At 67.2% G+C, this 14,769-nt stretch carries 12 protein-coding genes and 1 tRNA gene; 10 read left to right on the forward strand and 3 right to left on the reverse strand.

Features of this window, described 5'->3' with window-relative positions:
* Positions 1 to 61: 61 nt before the first annotated feature.
* A complete protein-coding gene (locus ACZF5Y_RS06590; protein WP_497535019.1) occupies positions 62 to 1,246 on the forward strand; it encodes a YihY/virulence factor BrkB family protein in 1,185 nt (394 codons plus the stop codon).
* On the opposite strand, the gene ACZF5Y_RS06595 is transcribed toward ACZF5Y_RS06590, so the two are convergent.
* Entirely contained in the window at positions 1,243 to 1,689 is a 447-nt protein-coding gene (locus tag ACZF5Y_RS06595) for a YdeI/OmpD-associated family protein (RefSeq protein WP_497535020.1), read from the reverse strand. The two genes, ACZF5Y_RS06590 and ACZF5Y_RS06595, sit on opposite strands and share 4 nt — an antisense overlap.
* Before the next feature lie 173 nt (positions 1,690 to 1,862).
* Here ACZF5Y_RS06595 and ACZF5Y_RS06600 point away from each other — a divergent pair, with 173 nt between their 5' ends.
* Positions 1,863 to 3,272: a dipeptidase gene (locus ACZF5Y_RS06600; protein ID WP_497535021.1), complete on the forward strand. Its 1,410-nt coding sequence runs from the start codon at positions 1,863 to 1,865 to the stop codon at positions 3,270 to 3,272.
* Positions 3,273 to 3,405: 133 nt separating this feature from the next.
* Here ACZF5Y_RS06600 and mscL read toward each other — a convergent pair whose 3' ends face one another.
* Together mscL and ACZF5Y_RS06610 are read right to left on the reverse strand one after the other, a co-directional pair.
* The gene (gene mscL, locus ACZF5Y_RS06605; protein WP_497535022.1) at positions 3,406 to 3,909 is read right to left on the reverse strand and encodes a large conductance mechanosensitive channel protein MscL; all 504 of its coding nucleotides are present in this window, start codon (positions 3,907 to 3,909) and stop codon (positions 3,406 to 3,408) included.
* Positions 3,910 to 3,970: 61 nt separating this feature from the next.
* The gene (locus ACZF5Y_RS06610; RefSeq protein ID WP_497535023.1) at positions 3,971 to 5,074 is read right to left on the reverse strand and encodes a DUF4190 domain-containing protein; all 1,104 of its coding nucleotides are present in this window, start codon (positions 5,072 to 5,074) and stop codon (positions 3,971 to 3,973) included.
* Positions 5,075 to 5,334: 260 nt separating this feature from the next.
* On the opposite strand from ACZF5Y_RS06610, the gene guaB1 reads away from it, so the two are divergent.
* The 8 genes from guaB1 to ACZF5Y_RS06650 all read left to right on the forward strand — a co-directional run bounded on the left by guaB1 (position 5,335) and on the right by ACZF5Y_RS06650 (position 14,700).
* Positions 5,335 to 6,834: a GMP reductase gene (gene guaB1, locus ACZF5Y_RS06615; protein ID WP_497535024.1), complete on the forward strand. Its 1,500-nt coding sequence runs from the start codon at positions 5,335 to 5,337 to the stop codon at positions 6,832 to 6,834.
* A 46-nt stretch (positions 6,835 to 6,880) separates the two neighbouring features.
* Positions 6,881 to 8,311 carry a threonine synthase gene (gene thrC, locus ACZF5Y_RS06620; protein ID WP_497535025.1) on the forward strand — a complete coding sequence of 477 codons (1,431 nt, stop codon included), beginning with the start codon at positions 6,881 to 6,883 and terminating at the stop codon, positions 8,309 to 8,311.
* Positions 8,312 to 8,370: 59 nt separating this feature from the next.
* Complete coding sequence (locus ACZF5Y_RS06625) at positions 8,371 to 9,537, forward strand: AI-2E family transporter (RefSeq protein ID WP_497535026.1); 1,167 nt, start codon at positions 8,371 to 8,373, stop codon at positions 9,535 to 9,537.
* A 157-nt stretch (positions 9,538 to 9,694) separates the two neighbouring features.
* Positions 9,695 to 9,767, forward strand: a tRNA-Glu gene (locus ACZF5Y_RS06630).
* A gap of 165 nt (positions 9,768 to 9,932) precedes the next feature.
* Positions 9,933 to 10,997 carry a 3-isopropylmalate dehydrogenase gene (locus tag ACZF5Y_RS06635; protein ID WP_497535027.1) on the forward strand — a complete coding sequence of 355 codons (1,065 nt, stop codon included), beginning with the start codon at positions 9,933 to 9,935 and terminating at the stop codon, positions 10,995 to 10,997.
* Between the two features lie 33 nt (positions 10,998 to 11,030).
* The gene (locus tag ACZF5Y_RS06640) at positions 11,031 to 12,137 is read left to right on the forward strand and encodes a branched-chain amino acid aminotransferase (protein WP_497535028.1); all 1,107 of its coding nucleotides are present in this window, start codon (positions 11,031 to 11,033) and stop codon (positions 12,135 to 12,137) included.
* Positions 12,134 to 12,928: a fumarylacetoacetate hydrolase family protein gene (locus ACZF5Y_RS06645; protein WP_053386326.1), complete on the forward strand. Its 795-nt coding sequence runs from the start codon at positions 12,134 to 12,136 to the stop codon at positions 12,926 to 12,928. The genes ACZF5Y_RS06640 and ACZF5Y_RS06645 overlap by 4 nt, the downstream gene beginning before the upstream one ends.
* Positions 12,925 to 14,700, forward strand: coding sequence for an alkaline phosphatase family protein (locus ACZF5Y_RS06650; RefSeq protein ID WP_497535029.1), 1,776 nt, complete (start codon positions 12,925 to 12,927; stop codon positions 14,698 to 14,700). The genes ACZF5Y_RS06645 and ACZF5Y_RS06650 overlap by 4 nt, the downstream gene beginning before the upstream one ends.
* Positions 14,701 to 14,769 lie beyond the last annotated feature (69 nt).

Genomic DNA, 14,769 nt, shown 5'->3' on the forward strand with positions numbered 1-14,769 from the left:
GCGGTACGGTGAAGCGGTCGGCCCGTCAGTTGCCGCCGCCGATCGTCAGAAAGGATGCACCATGAGCACGCACGCAGCGCCGAACGCCTCGGCATCGCCTTCGGCCCCGTCTGCGGCAGGCGCGGCGCGCGACCTCGGCGGGGCTCCGCCCGTCGAGGAACGCGGGTTCATCCCGAAGCTCATTGCGCGTGCGCTCCGATTGCGGCTCGTGCGCGCATTCCTGCGGTACAGCGAGCACCGGGGATCGATGCTCGCTGACAGCATCACCTATCGCGCGCTGTTCAGCGTGTTCGCCGGCATACTGCTCGGCTTCTCGATCGCCGCGCTCTGGCTGGGGTCAAACCCCGATGCGATGGCGTCGCTCGTCGGCACGCTTGATCGCGTCATTCCCGGCATCGGCGGTCTCGTCGACACCACCGAGATCGCGCCCGTCGGGTTCACGATCGCCGGCATCATCTCGCTCCTCGGTCTGGTCGGGGCTGCGATCAGCGCGATCGGCAGCCTGCGCTCGGCCCTGCGTACGCTCGCTGACGAAATCCACGACGATGTCTTCGTCGTCTGGGTGATCCTGCGCAATCTGCTCGTCGCGCTCGTCTTCGGCGGGCTGCTCGCGGGCGCCGCGGTGCTCAGCGTCGTCGGGTCCGTCGGTATCTCAGCTGTACTCTCGTGGATCGGGATCGGCGACGGCCCCGTCGCCGAGACGGTGACGCGCATCTTCGGCGTGCTCATCGTGTTCGTCATCGACACGGTCGCGATCGCGCTCGTGTTCCGAGTGCTCTCAGGCGTGCGTGCGCCGGCGCGAGCACTGTGGAGCGGGGCGGTCGTCGGCGGTGCCGGTCTCGTCGTGCTGCAAGAACTTTCGGGGCTCTTCGTGCGCGGGGCGACATCGAATCCGCTGCTCGGTTCCTTCGCGGCACTCATCGCACTGCTGCTGTGGATCAATCTGTCGGCGCAGGTGATCCTCATCGCCAGCAGTGTGATCATCACGGCCACCGCCGAGGCACGCGACCGCGTCCGTGAGAAGTTCGGTGCCGAGACGCTCGCGCAGCACCGGCGTCGCCGCGCCGAAGAGCTCGTGCACGCGGCGACCCGAGAACTGCGCGACGCGCAAGACGCGGAGCAGCAGGAGCTCGCGAAAGCGGCACGCTCGGCGACGGCTTCAGAAGACGCGGCGGACGCAGGGGACGCAGCGGATGCCCCCGCAAAAGCGGGCGCCGACCCAAGTCGCGAGTCTGGCTCGCGCTAAGCCGCGTCGCCTCCGAGCTTCGCGACCACCGCGGCGACCCGGCGCTCACGGGTCTCAGCGCGCTTCGCCTCGGTCACCGAGCGCGCGTGCTCCTTGCGGTGCGTGAAGGCGAGCGCATCGAACGCGCCGCGCAGACCGGCGCTCTCGAGTGCCGCCGCGAGATCCTCGGGCACCTCCACCTCGCGCTCCACGGTGTCGAGCTCGATCGTCGCCGACACCGCATCGCCGATCTCGACGCCGAGTTCCGCGCGCGCGGCCTTCGACAGGCCGATCAGGTTGCGCCCGCCCATGCGACCGATTCGCAACCGCGCGGAGCGATCCGCGATGGTGACGCGTACTGCGGCTCGACCGCCGCCGCCCAGCGCCTCGACCTGCGCGTCCGTGAGTTCGATGGCCGTTGCCGGGCCCTGTGCTTCGAGCACGGTGTCGATCTGGAGTGTCATGGCGTCATGCTACTGCGAGCACGAGATGCGCGGGCGAAAACGTGCGAAGGCAGTCGCGGAACCGGAGCTCGTGGGGTCGTGGCCTCGGGGATAGGGTGGATTCGCGGCCCGAATCGACGGGTCATCGCATCGATATCCCATCGCGGGCGACCCCCGCGGGAAGGCAGGCGCACATGACCGACCAGCAGCAGTCCACCTTCGAATCGGCTATTCGCGCCGCGGCGACGGCGGGGCACGAGCGCACGCTCGACGACCTGCAGCGCCTCGTGCGCATTCCGTCCGTTTCCTGGCCGGCGTTCGACCCGGCGCACGTCGCCGCGAGTGCCGAGGCCATCGCCGACCTGCTGCGCGAGATCGGGGTCTTCGACGTCGTCGACGTCCGTCGCGCGCCGATCGAGGGCGGTACCGAGCTCGGTCACCCCGCCGTCGTGGCGCGGCGCGAGGCGAAGAACGGCCGCCCGACGGTGCTGCTGTATGCGCACCACGACGTGCAGCCCCCGGGCAAAGACGCCGACTGGGAGTCCCCGGCATTCGAACCGACCTTCCGCAACGGTCGTCTCTACGGTCGCGGCGCCGCCGACGACAAGGCCGGTGTGATGGCGCACATCGGTGCGATCCGGGCCCTTTCCGCTGCTGCCGATGCCGAGGGTCGCGAGCTCGACCTCGGCATCGCCCTGTTCATCGAGGGTGAAGAGGAGTGGGCGTCGCAATCATTCGGCAACTTCCTCCGCGAGAACCGTGAGCTGCTCGCCGCCGACGCGATCATCGTCGCCGACTCGAGCAACTGGGACGAGGTGACGCCAGCGCTCACCGTCGCGTTGCGCGGCGCCGTCGCGTTCAACGTGCGCATCGAGACCCTCGACCGCGCCTCGCACTCCGGCATGTTCGGCGGCGCGGTGCCCGACGCGATGCTCGCCGCGGTGCGTCTACTCGATACGCTGTGGGATGCGGATGGCGCGGTCGCCGTCGACGGGCTCGGTTCCTCGGAACTCGACGTGCCGGCGTACGACGAGGATCGCCTGCGCCTCGAGACCGGACTGCTCGAGGGTGTGAGCCCCATCGGACGCGGGGAGATCCTTTCCCGACTCTGGGCGCAACCCGCGATCTCCATCACCGGCATCGACGTGCCCGACGTCGCGAACGCGTCGAACACACTGATTCCGAGCGTGCGCGTGCGCATCAGCGCCCGCATCGCGCCGGGGCAGGATCCGAGCGCGGCCTACGCCGCGCTCACGCAGCACCTCGAGCAGCGCGCGCCGTTCGGTGCGAAGCTCACCTTCGAAGACCCGGGGCTCGGCCAAGCGTTCCAGGTCGACACCAGCGGCTGGGCCGTCGCCGACGTACGCGGCGCGATGGCTGACGCCTGGGAGCGAGAGCCCGTCGATATCGGTGTCGGCGGGTCGATTCCGTTCATCGCCGAGCTCGTCGAAGAGTTTCCGGCCGCGCAGATCCTGGTGACCGGGGTCGAAGACCCGGATGGCCGCGCGCACAGCCCCAACGAGTCACTGCACCTCGAATCGTTCCGCAAGGCGCTGCTCACCGAGGCGCTGTTCCTGGCCCGGGTGAACGTGCACGACGCCTGAGCCGCGGGCTGAGAGCCAGACGCCCCGCCTCTGGCGGCAGGCCAAAACGAATGAATCGGTGTCAGTATCTGCGCGATGCGAAGGACATTTCGCGCAGAAACTGACACCGATTCACCGGTGAGTGCGGTGCTGCTTAGTGCTTGTGCGCCGGACCTCCGGTCGCGTCATCAGCGTCGGCCGCTGAAGCTGCGGGTGCCGCAGGAGCCGACGCCTCGAGCGACGACACCGCGGGTGTCGCCTGCACCGGAGCGTGTGTGGCGGCCTGCGCCTTGAGCAGATCGCGGATCTCGCCCAGCAAGTCGACATCGCTCGGGCCGGTCGGTGCCTCGGGAACCTTCGGGCGCAGCTTGTTCATCGGCAGCACGAAGACGAAGTACACGACCGCGGCAACGATCACGAAATTCAGGATCGCGCCGATGACTGCGCCGAAGGCGATCTCGCTGCCGCTGTCGCCGGGCAGGGGGAGCTTCAATGCGCCATCCAGGCTGTCCGCCTGGAACACCGCACCGATGATCGGATTGATCAGCGAATCGACGACCTTCTGCACGACCGCGTTGAATGCGGCACCGATGACCACGGCGACCGCGAGCTCGATCACATTGCCGCGCAGAATGAAGTCTCTGAATCCCTTGAACATGTGGGGTCCTTTCGTTCGTGGATGAGTGGCAGTCCGAAATTGCAGACTGCCGACGTGCGGCCTAGTAGCAGCTCACTCCATCATTGGTGACGGCCTCAGCGAATGCCTCACCGTCACCCGATGTGACTCCCGCATCGACGCCGTCCTTGGTGATTTCCAGGTAGCGCTCGTAGACCTCCTGGTTCGGGCTGTCGATGGTCGCGAGCTTTTCCAGCGCGCTGATCCAGCCGGCGCGAGCGTCTTCGGTGACGGGTGCCGAGACGAAGTCGTTGAACGCCGCACAGAATTCAGACGACCGCTCACCCGCTTCGATGCCGAGTTCGGAGTAGTACTCGTCAAGACCGTCAGCGGCACCATCGGACGCACCGTTCGAGGCGCCCTCCGAAGCCGCGTTCGCGGAAATATCCGCGGCCGCGCTGGATGCCGCGTCCGACGCGACGTCGGCGGCGAATCCGTCGCTGCCGTCGGTGGGCAGCGAGCTCGAGAAGTCCTCCAGGTCGCTGAGTGCGGAGTTTGTCGAGTTGACCGCCGCTCCGATGAAGAACACCCAGAAGATGATCGAGGCAATGGCAATGAGCGTGGCGATACCGCCCGTGATGATGCCGGTGATCGACATGCCCTTGGACTGCGCCTTCTTGATGGCCAGAATGCCGAGCACGACCGCGGTGATGCCGCCGAGGATGCCGATGGCGTTTCCGATGAAGGGAACGAAGCAGAACAGCAGGCTGACGATGCCGACGATGAGTGCGGAGATCGCGAGACCCATCTTCTTCGGTGCCGGGTATCCGCCCGCGGCGTACGCGGGCTGCGGGTACTGCACGTTCGGCGGCACCGGGGGTGCGCCCGCAGCAGGCGGCACCGCACCGTAGGTCTGCGGAGGTGCGCCGGCGGGCGGCACAGGTGCGCCAGGGGCGGGCTGGCCGTACGCCGGAGGCTGCGGAGGCAGGTTGCCCTGCGCTGCGGCCGGAGCCGGGGGAGCGGCGGGCTCAAACGCGGGGGAAGCGGGCGGCGGCACCGGTGTGCCGGGCACGAAGTCGGTCGGCAGCTTCGACGTGGGCTGCGGCTCCGAAATGTTCGGAGGCAAGAGCGGTGTCGTCGGCTGCGCGTCGTTGGCGTCGCTCGACCGCGATGCGTTCGAATCGTTCGGCAGGTTGGGATCGGACATGAGCGTGTCGCTCCTTCGTAGAGATCGGCTTCCCCTGGGCCGATCCACCGCGTCCGGAGACGTGCGGGACCCTGGTTCGCGCAGCTGTTTCCCCGCTGCACGGAGATTATTCTAGACGCAGTCCTGCCTGAACAGTGATGATCCTGTGGATGAACCCAGCGACAGACTCGGTGGTCGGGTACACCCGCATTCTCGAATGTCCTGAGCGAATCTCCGGCACTCCGGGGCGCTGCACGACTCCATGGCCTAGCGTGGAGCACATGGAGTTCCTCGGAGCATTGCCCACGGTCGATCTCACCTACTCGGATGTCTTTCTGGTGCCCCGGCACTCGGACGTGCGCAGCCGGCTCGACGTCTCGCTGGCGCCTGGAGACGGCACGCCGGCCACGATTCCGCTGGTCGCGGCGAACATGAACTCGGTCACGGGTCCGCGCCTCGCGGCCGTGCTCGCGCGTCGCGGTGGTCTGGCTGTGCTGCCGCAAGACCTGTCCTTGCAGCAGACCACCCGGGCGATTGCGCAGGTGAAAGCAGCGCCGGTGGCCGTTGATGCTCCGATCGTGCTCGCTCCCGAGGCAACGGCCGCCGATGCGCTGAGATGGATCCCGCGCGCCGAAGGCCAGTCGGTCGTCGTTGCTGAATCGGCCGGCGACACCGAGGGCGCAGTCGGCCGGGCGATCCCGATCAGCAGCGTGCGGGGCACGCTGAGCGCGAGCCGACTCGCCTCGGTGCCCGCCGACGCGCGTCTCGGAGATCTGCTGCACGCGCAAACCGTCACGCTCGACGAATCAGAACTGGGCGACGCCCGGGCCGCTTTCGATGCCGTGGACGCCGCGCTGGCCGCAAATCCCGGTGGCGCCGCCGACCTCGTGTGCGTGGTGCGCGACGGGGTGCTGCTCGGCACGCTCTCGCGTCGTTCAGCCCTGCGAGCGTCAATCTACGGCCCTGCGCTCGACCGCAACGGCCGTCTCGCGGTCGCGGCGGCGGTCGGCATCAATGGCGACGTTGCATCGAAAGCTCGCTCGCTCGCCGATGCCGGCGCCGATGTGCTCGTCGTCGACACGGCGCACGGGCATCAGGGCGGGATGCTGCGTGCGCTGGATGCGATTGCCGGGCTCGACCTGGGCCTCCCGATTGTCGCAGGCAACATCGTGACCGCCGAGGGTGTGCACGATCTGGTGAACGCGGGTGCGTCGATTCTTAAGGTCGGCGTCGGGCCGGGCGCCATGTGCACGACCCGCATGATGACCGCGGTCGGGCGGCCGCAGTTCTCGGCGGTGCTCGAGTCCGCTCAGGCGGCCCGAGAGCTCGGTGCGCACGTGTGGGCCGATGGAGGGGTGCGATACCCGCGCGATGTCGCCCTCGCCCTGGCAGCCGGAGCCGCGTCGATCATGATCGGATCGTGGTTCGCCGGCACCGCGGAATCTCCCGGAGAACTGCACGCCGATGCCGACGGCCGCCAGTACAAGGAGTCGTGGGGTATGGCGTCGACCAAGGCGGTGCAGGGGCGCTTCGGCGGTCTCGACGCGTACTACCTCGCGCGCAAGGAACTCTTCGCCGAGGGCATCTCGTCGTCGAAGATCTATCTGGACCCGCAGCGACCGAGCGTCGAAGATCTCGTCGACATGATCACCTCGGGCGTGCGCTCGTCGTTCACCTACGCGGGTGCCGGTAGCGTCGCCGAGTTCCACGTTCGCGCCCGTGTTGGGCTGCAGTCGGCTGCCGGCTACGAGGAGGGGAAGGCCCTGCCCGTCTCTTGGTGACGGTGCGACCCATAGACTGGTGTTTCTACGACCGTAAGGAGCATCGGTGAAGTACATCTCGACCCGCGGCGGCATGGAGCCGGCACCGTACAGCGCGATCTTGCTCGAGGGGCTCGCGACAGATGGCGGTCTCGTCGTTCCGGAGACGCTGCCGCAGGTGACCGCCGCCGAGATCGAGTCGTGGCGCTCACTGAGCTACCCCGAACTCGCCGCCGAGATTCTGAGTCGATTCGCCACCGACATTCCCCGAGCCGACCTCGATGAGATGATGCGCGCGGCCTACAGCGCTGAGAAGTTCGTCTCCGACCAGATCGTTCCGCTCACCAAGCTTGATGACGAGATCACCCTGGTCGGCCTCTCCGAAGGGCCGACGCTCGCGTTCAAAGACATGGCCATGCAGTTCCTCGGCCAATCGCTCGAGTACGTGCTCGCGCGCAGCGATCGCGCGCTCAACATCATCGGTGCGACCTCGGGCGATACCGGGTCGGCCGCGGAGTACGCTCTCCGTGGCAAGGAGGGTATCGCCGTGTTCATGCTGTCGCCTCAGGGGCGCATGAGCGACTTCCAGCGGGCGCAGATGTACTCACTCGACGATGCGAATATTCACAACATCGCGGTGGCCGGCGTCTTCGACGACTGCCAAAATCTGGTCAAGGCGCTCTCGGGCGATCTCGACTTCAAGCGCACGCATGAGCTCGGCACTGTCAACTCCATCAACCTCGGCCGCATCAGTGCGCAGCTCGTCTACTACTTCTGGGCGTGGCTGCGCGCGAGTGACACGGTTGCTGCGGCTGATCGAGCATCGTTCGAGGTCTCGGTCACGGTGCCGTCGGGCAACTTCGGCAACATCCTGTCGGGGCACCTGGCCAAATCGATGGGTTTGCCCCTGCGCCGGCTCGTGCTCGCCGCCAACGAGAACAATGTGCTCGACGAATTCTTCCGCTCGGGGGTGTACGCCCCGCGCAGCGCAGCCGACACGCATGCGACGTCGAGCCCGTCCATGGACATCTCGAAGGCATCGAACCTCGAGCGCTTCATCTTCGATCTGCTCGGACGCGACGCCGAGCGCCTGGCAGCGGCCTGGCGCGAACTCGACGAGACGGGGCGCATCGACCTCACCGCAGAACTGCCGCGCTTCGAAGCCGAGTTCGGGCTGCAGAGCGGCACGAGCACGCATGCGGATCGCGTTGACACCATTCGCTCGGTCTTCACGGGCAGTGGCATCTTGATCGACCCGCACACGGCCGACGGCGTCAAGGTCGCGCGAGAGCATCGTGAACCCGGAGTGCCGATGCTGGTGCTCGAAACGGCGAAACCCGAGAAGTTCCCCGACATCGTCTTCGAGGCGACCGGGCAGCGTCTCGGCATGCCGGAGCACCTGGCAGGGCTGCTTGAGCTGCCGCAGCGCGTCACGGAGATGGCCGACGATGCCGCTGAGCTCCGCGCCTTCATCGCGGCGCGCGCCGTGCAGCGCTAGGAGCAAGACCCGCCGGGTCGGCGGGTGCAAGACAACTCGATCGACGAAGGGGAGTGCACATGTTCGGCTGGGGCGCGAAACGCGAGATCGAGGATCGCCTGACGCGTTTGGAGTACGGTGAGGCCGCCGAGCGGCCCGCGCCGCGCTCCGTGAAACACGCATGGAGCGACGGGTTCGGATTGATGGCGACGCGATCGCTGCAGATCATCATCGTGCTGCTGCTCACAGCCGCGGTGATTTGGGGGATGCGCTCGCTCACCACGGTGGTCATCCCCATCCTGCTCGCGCTGATCTTCGCGAGCACGTTCTCGCCGGTCACCGCGTGGTTGCGTCGACGTCGAGTTCCCGGCGCGCTCTCAGCCGCCATCGTGCTGCTCGGAATCGTCGTCATGCTGACGGGCATCGGCTGGCTCATCGTCTGGGCCGTGCGCGACCAGTGGGATGATCTGTCGTCGCAGGCGCAAGACGGCTTCGCACAGGTCGTCGACTGGTCGAAGACGCTGCCGTTCCTTCCCGATCAATCCCAGCTGCATGAGTGGGGCGACCAGATCACCGACTTCCTGACAAGCGCGCAATTCGGCTCCGGGGCACTCGCCGGAGTGGGTGCGGTCACCAGCTTCATCACCGGTCTCGTGCTCATGGTCGTCGTGCTGTTCTTCTTCCTCAAGGACGGCCCCAGTATTTGGCGCTTCCTGCTGCGCCCGTTCCAGGGGGAGGGCCTGCGCCGCGCGGAGCGTGCCGGGGCGAAAACGGTCGAGACGCTGGGCTCCTATGTGCGCGGCACGGCCGCGGTCGCCGCCGTCGACGCGCTCGGCATCGGGCTCGGCCTGGTGATCCTGCAGGTGCCGCTCGCGCTGCCGCTCGCGGTGCTCGTCTTTGTGCTCGCATTCATCCCGATCGTCGGCGCGACCGTCGCGGGCATCCTCGCAGCCCTGGTCGCGCTCGTGGCGAACGGCCCGGTGAACGCGATTATCGTCGTCGGCGTCGTGATCCTGGTGAACCAGCTCGAGGGCAATTTCCTGCAGCCAGTGCTGATGGGGCGCGCACTCAAGCTGCACTCCCTGGTGATTCTGCTGGCGTTGACCATCGGCACGGTGCTCAGTGGAATCCTCGGCGCGATCCTCGCAGTTCCCATTGCCGCAGTCGCGTGGGGAGTCGTCAAGGTGTGGGATGGCCCGGACACGCCGGCGAAGTGGGCTCGCCCGCATCGCACCGCTGATTTCTGACATGCATGATTCCGGGGATCACGCGAGACGCATTCCCCGGAATCATGCGGGACACACCCGGGCGACGGGCCCCGATTTGGCTCAGTGGCCCGGCGTGTGTTTATATATATGAGTTGCCAGCGCGACGGGGAAGCCCGAAGAGCTGGGAATCACGTTCGGCCCCATCGTATAGCGGCCTAGTACGCTGCCCTCTCACGGCGGTAACGCGGGTTCGAATCCCGCTGGGGTCACCGAACGCAGAAGCCTCACCTTCGGGTGGGGCTTCTGCTGTTTTCGGCTCTCATCGGTACGGGGTGCGGGCTGCTGAGCCGCCGTGCAGCAGTGGGGCGCCGGCGAATTGCGCGTGAATCCCGGCAGTATGCTGGAGGGGTTCGCACGCAACGAAGGAGCGCCACGTGACCCGTACCATCAAGCTCGCAGTCATTCCGGGTGACGGGATCGGCCCCGAGGTCATCGCCGAGGCGAATCGGGTGCTCGACGCGGTGCTCGACGGCGGCGATGTGGTGCTCGAGCGAACGGAGTTCCGACTCGGCGCCGACCGCTTTCTCGAGACGGGCGACACTCTGCCCGAGGCCGAGCAGGCGGCAATTGCCGAGCACGATGCAATTCTGTTCGGCGCCGTCGGGGGAGTGCCGGGTGACCCCCGCCTGCGCGACGCCAATATCGAGCGCGGGCTGCTGCTGAAGCTGCGCTTCGACTTCGAGCATTACGCCAATGTGCGGCCCTGCACGCTGTTCCCCGGTGTCGAGTCCAAGCTTGCGGCACCGGGAGACGTTGACTTCGTCGTGGTGCGCGAGGGTACGGAGGGGCCGTACGCCGGCAATGGTGGACGTCTGCGGCCGGGCACCCACGCCGAGGTGGCGACCGAGGTTTCGGTCAACACCGCGTTCGGCATCGAGCGCGTCGTGCGCTACGCGTTCGAAACGGCTCTGACGCGCCCGCGCAAGAAGCTCACCTGGGTGCACAAGACCAATGTGCTGGTGCACGCCGGTGCCACCTGGCAGCGCATCGTGCAGTCGGTCGCCGATGAGTACCCCGACATCTCGGTCGATTACATGCACGTCGACGCGGCCACGATCTTCATGGTGCAAGATCCGTCGCGTTTCGACGTGATCGTCACTGATAACCTGTTCGGAGATATCCTCACGGACCTGGCCGGCGCTATCGGCGGCGGCATCGGGCTCGCGGCCTCCGGCAACATCAATCCCGACGGCACGTTCCCGAGTATGTTCGAGCCGGTGCACGGCTCTGCGCCCGACATCGCGGGGCAGCAGCAGGCAGACCCGACCGCGGCGATCCTCTCCGCGGGTCTCATGCTCGATCATCTGGGGCTCGTCACCGATGGCGATCGCATCCGCGACGCCGTCCGTGCCGACCTCGCTTCTCGAGGCGCCGGCGCACGCCGCACCTCGGAGATCGGCGACGCCGTGATCGCACAGCTTCCGCAGCGCGGGGCCTGAACCCCGCTTCCACTCACGCGAGAAAGAATTTCGATGACCGACCTGCAGTTCACCCGTACCGAAGCCGAACGCCTCTCCGACACCGAGCGCGAAGCACTGCTCGCCGATCCCGGCTTCGGCAATCACTTCACTGATCACATGGTCTCGATCACGTGGACGAAAGAGGCCGGTTGGCACAATGCCGAGGTGCTGCCCTACGGTCCGATCCCTATGGATCCGGCGTCTTCGGTGCTGCACTACGGTCAAGAGATCTTCGAGGGGCTCAAGGCCTACCGCCGCCCCGACGGCTCGGTCGTCACCTTCCGGCCCGAGGCGAACGCGCGTCGGCTCAACGAGTCGGCCCGTCGTCTCGCGCTGCCCGAGATCCCCGAAGAACTGTTCGTTGCGGCGATCCGCGAACTGGTGAGCATGGACGCGGCATGGGTGCCGAGCGGGGCTGACCAGAGCCTCTACCTGCGCCCGTTCGTGATCGCCGACGAGAGCTTTCTCGGCGTGCGCGCGGCCGAGCGTGCGCGCTTCCTCATCATCGCGAGTCCGGCCGGCCCGTACTTCACGGGGGGCGTGAAGCCGGTCTCGATCTGGCTGTCCGAAGACTTCGCACGCGCGGGTCGCGGCGGCACCGGTGCGGCGAAGTGCGGCGGCAACTACGCGGCCTCCCTGCTGCCGCAGCAGGTCGCGGCTGAGAACGGCTGCCAGCAGGTGCTCTTCACCGATTCGGCGACGGAAGACACCATCGACGAGCTCGGAGGCATGAACCTCTTCCTCGTCCGTTCCGACGGCACGCTGGTGACGCCGCAGCTGAACGGCAACATTCTCGATGGCATTACGCGTCGCAGCCTGATCCAGCTCGCCGAAGACCGCGGCCACGCGGTCGAGCAGCGCGAAGTGACGGTGTCGGAGTGGCGCGAGGGTGTCGCGCAGGGCACCATCACCGAGGCGTTCGCCTGCGGCACCGCGGCGGTGATCACCCCGATTCGCCAGCTCAAGGGTGACGGGTTCGCCATCGACTTCGGCGATGCGGCTCCGGGTGCGCTGACGATGTCGCTGCGCGAAGAGCTCACTGGCATTCAGTTCGGTACCGTGGAAGATCGCCACGGGTGGCTCAACGTGATCGTCGGCGCAGCGGAGCTCGCACGATGAAGGTCGCACGTTTTCAGATCGACGGCGAGATCGCGTTCGGTGTGCTCGATCACGCCGAACACGGCAGCGGAGTCGAGCTCGTCGAGCTCAGTGGCGACCCGATGGTGGCGGGCTACGACACCACCGGGCGTCGATTCAAGCTGGAAGACGCTCAGTTGCTCGCTCCGGTGATTCCCCGCTCCAAGATCGTCTGCGTCGGCAAGAATTACGCCGACCACGTCGCCGAGATGCAGGGCGTCACCGGCATCGACGGCGGGGCGCCCGAGGAGCCGCTGCTCTTCTTGAAGCCGAACACCTCGATCATCGGGCCCGACGATGCGATCGTGCGTCCATCGATCTCGAACCGCGTCGAGCACGAGGGCGAACTCGCTCTCGTCATCGGCGCCGTCGCGAAAGACGTTTCAGAAGATGACGCGCTGAAGTACGTATTCGGCTTTACGTGCGCGAATGATGTCACGGCGCGCGATCTGCAGATCAAGGACGGGCAGTGGGCGCGAGGCAAGGGCTTCGACACGTTCTGCCCGCTCGGGCCGATCATTGAGACTGATCCCGATCTCGCCGACGCCCGCGTGGTCACGCGGGTCAACGGCGAAGTGCGACAGGATGGCCGCACGTCGCAGCTCATTCATTCGCTCGCGCGCATCGTGTCGTACGCATCGCAGGCCTTCACGCTGCTGCCCGGTGATGTCATTCTCACGGGCACCCCGGCGGGCGTCGGGTTGCTCGAAGCCGGAGACACCGTCGAGGTTGAGATCGAGGGCATCGGCATTCTGAGAAACCGGGTCGTATGAGCCCTGCCCCCGTGCCCGAGGACGAGCACCCGGAGGGAGCGGCCCAGGCCGACTCCGGGACCAGCCGCCGCGCATTCTTGCGACGGGGCGGCATCCTCGCCGCGGGGGCAGCGCTCGGCGCGGGCGGCGCCGCCACCGCGTGGGGCGTCGCGAGTGAACGCGCAGCTGACACGCATGGCGCGACGTATGTGCCCGAGCGCTTCGCGGTGCCGAAGCCGCGCGCGAACCCGGGCTTCGACCACCTGGTCGTGCTCATGGGCGAGAACCGCTCCTTCGACAACCTGCTCGGGTACCTGTACACCCCCGAGTCCCCGCCTGCCTCGGGTGAATTCGCCGGACTCGCGTTCGGCGACTACCGCAATGCGGCGGCAGACGGCACTGAGGTGCCGGCGCACCGCTACACCGGCCCCACCGACCGCATCATGGGGCAGCCCGACCCTGACCCGGGCGAGGAGTACCCCCACGTCAACACGCAGTTGTTCGGTCGGATCGACCCGCAGAACCGGGGGCGCGACGTTGCCGACATGACGGCACCGTACAACGCGCCGAGTGACGCAGCGCAACCGCGCATGGACGGTTTCGTGCTCGACTATGAGGCCGATTTCGTCGGCCGCTCGGGACGCGCGCCGAACGCTACCGAGCGCGATCAGATCATGGGGTCATTCGACCCCGAGATGCTGCCGGTGGTCTCGACGCTCGCCCGTGAGTTCGGCGTCTTCGATCACTGGCACTGCGCGGTCCCGAGCCAAACCTTTTGCAATCGCAGCTTCTTCCACGCTTCGACGTCGCACGGCTTCGTCACGAACTCGCTCGGAGGCATCGACAAGTGGCTGAACGCCGCACCGACCCCGACGATTCTGAATCGGCTTGAGGCGGCCGGGCTGACCTGGCGCATCTACTTCGACGAGTTGCAGCTCATCTCGTTCACCGGCCTGCTGCACGCTCCCGTGCTCGAGCAGTACTGGAAGACGGAGCACTTCGCGACGATGCGGCAATTCCATGACGATGTGGCCGCGGGCACGCTGCCGGCCTATGCGTTCATCGAGCCGCGCATGATCTTCAATCACAACGACTTTCATCCACCGGTCGGCACGCCAGCCGAAAGCTCTGTCGAGGGGGAGAACGTGGTCGACGGGGCGGTCTCCGACGTCCGCGCGGGTGACGCGCTGATTCACGAGGTGTACTCGGCGCTGCGTGACGCGATGTCGGAGCACGGTTCGAACTACCTGAACACGGCTCTGTTCATCACGTTCGACGAGCACGGGGGCACATACGACCATGTGCCGCCGCCGTCCGCGACGCCGCCCGACGACTCTGGAGCTGGCGAGATGGGGTTCACGTTCGATCGTCTGGGCTGTCGGGTCCCGGCGATCCTGGTCTCGGCGCACGTCGAGCGAGGTTCCGTATTTTCGGGGGCGATGCACCACGGGTCGGTGATCGCGTCGCTCTGCGAACGCTTCGGCCTCGAGCCCCTCACGAGACGCGATGCGGAGGCGCCGACGCTCGACGCGGCGTTCAATCGGCGAGTGCCGCGCAATATCGCCGACTGGCCGCAGACGTCTGCGGCGTACGTTCCTCCCAGTGGAGAAGCGGGCCCGCATCCGGCTGACGCTCACCCGATGCGACCGCTCAGTCCACCGGCGAAGGGCCTCATCGGGCTGCTGCTCTCGCGATACGGCACTCCCGAGGAACGCGCGAATCCGCCGCAGAACTTCGGCGACGCCTATCGCGTGCTCACGCGCCACGGTGCTGGGCTCTTCGGCACCGGGTAGCGGTCGAACGCGATCGACGCCCGCCGGCATGTACGCTTCATGACGCGCCGTGATCCCGGAGCGAACGGC

The organism is Leucobacter sp. WKLB1 (assembly GCF_059696215.1).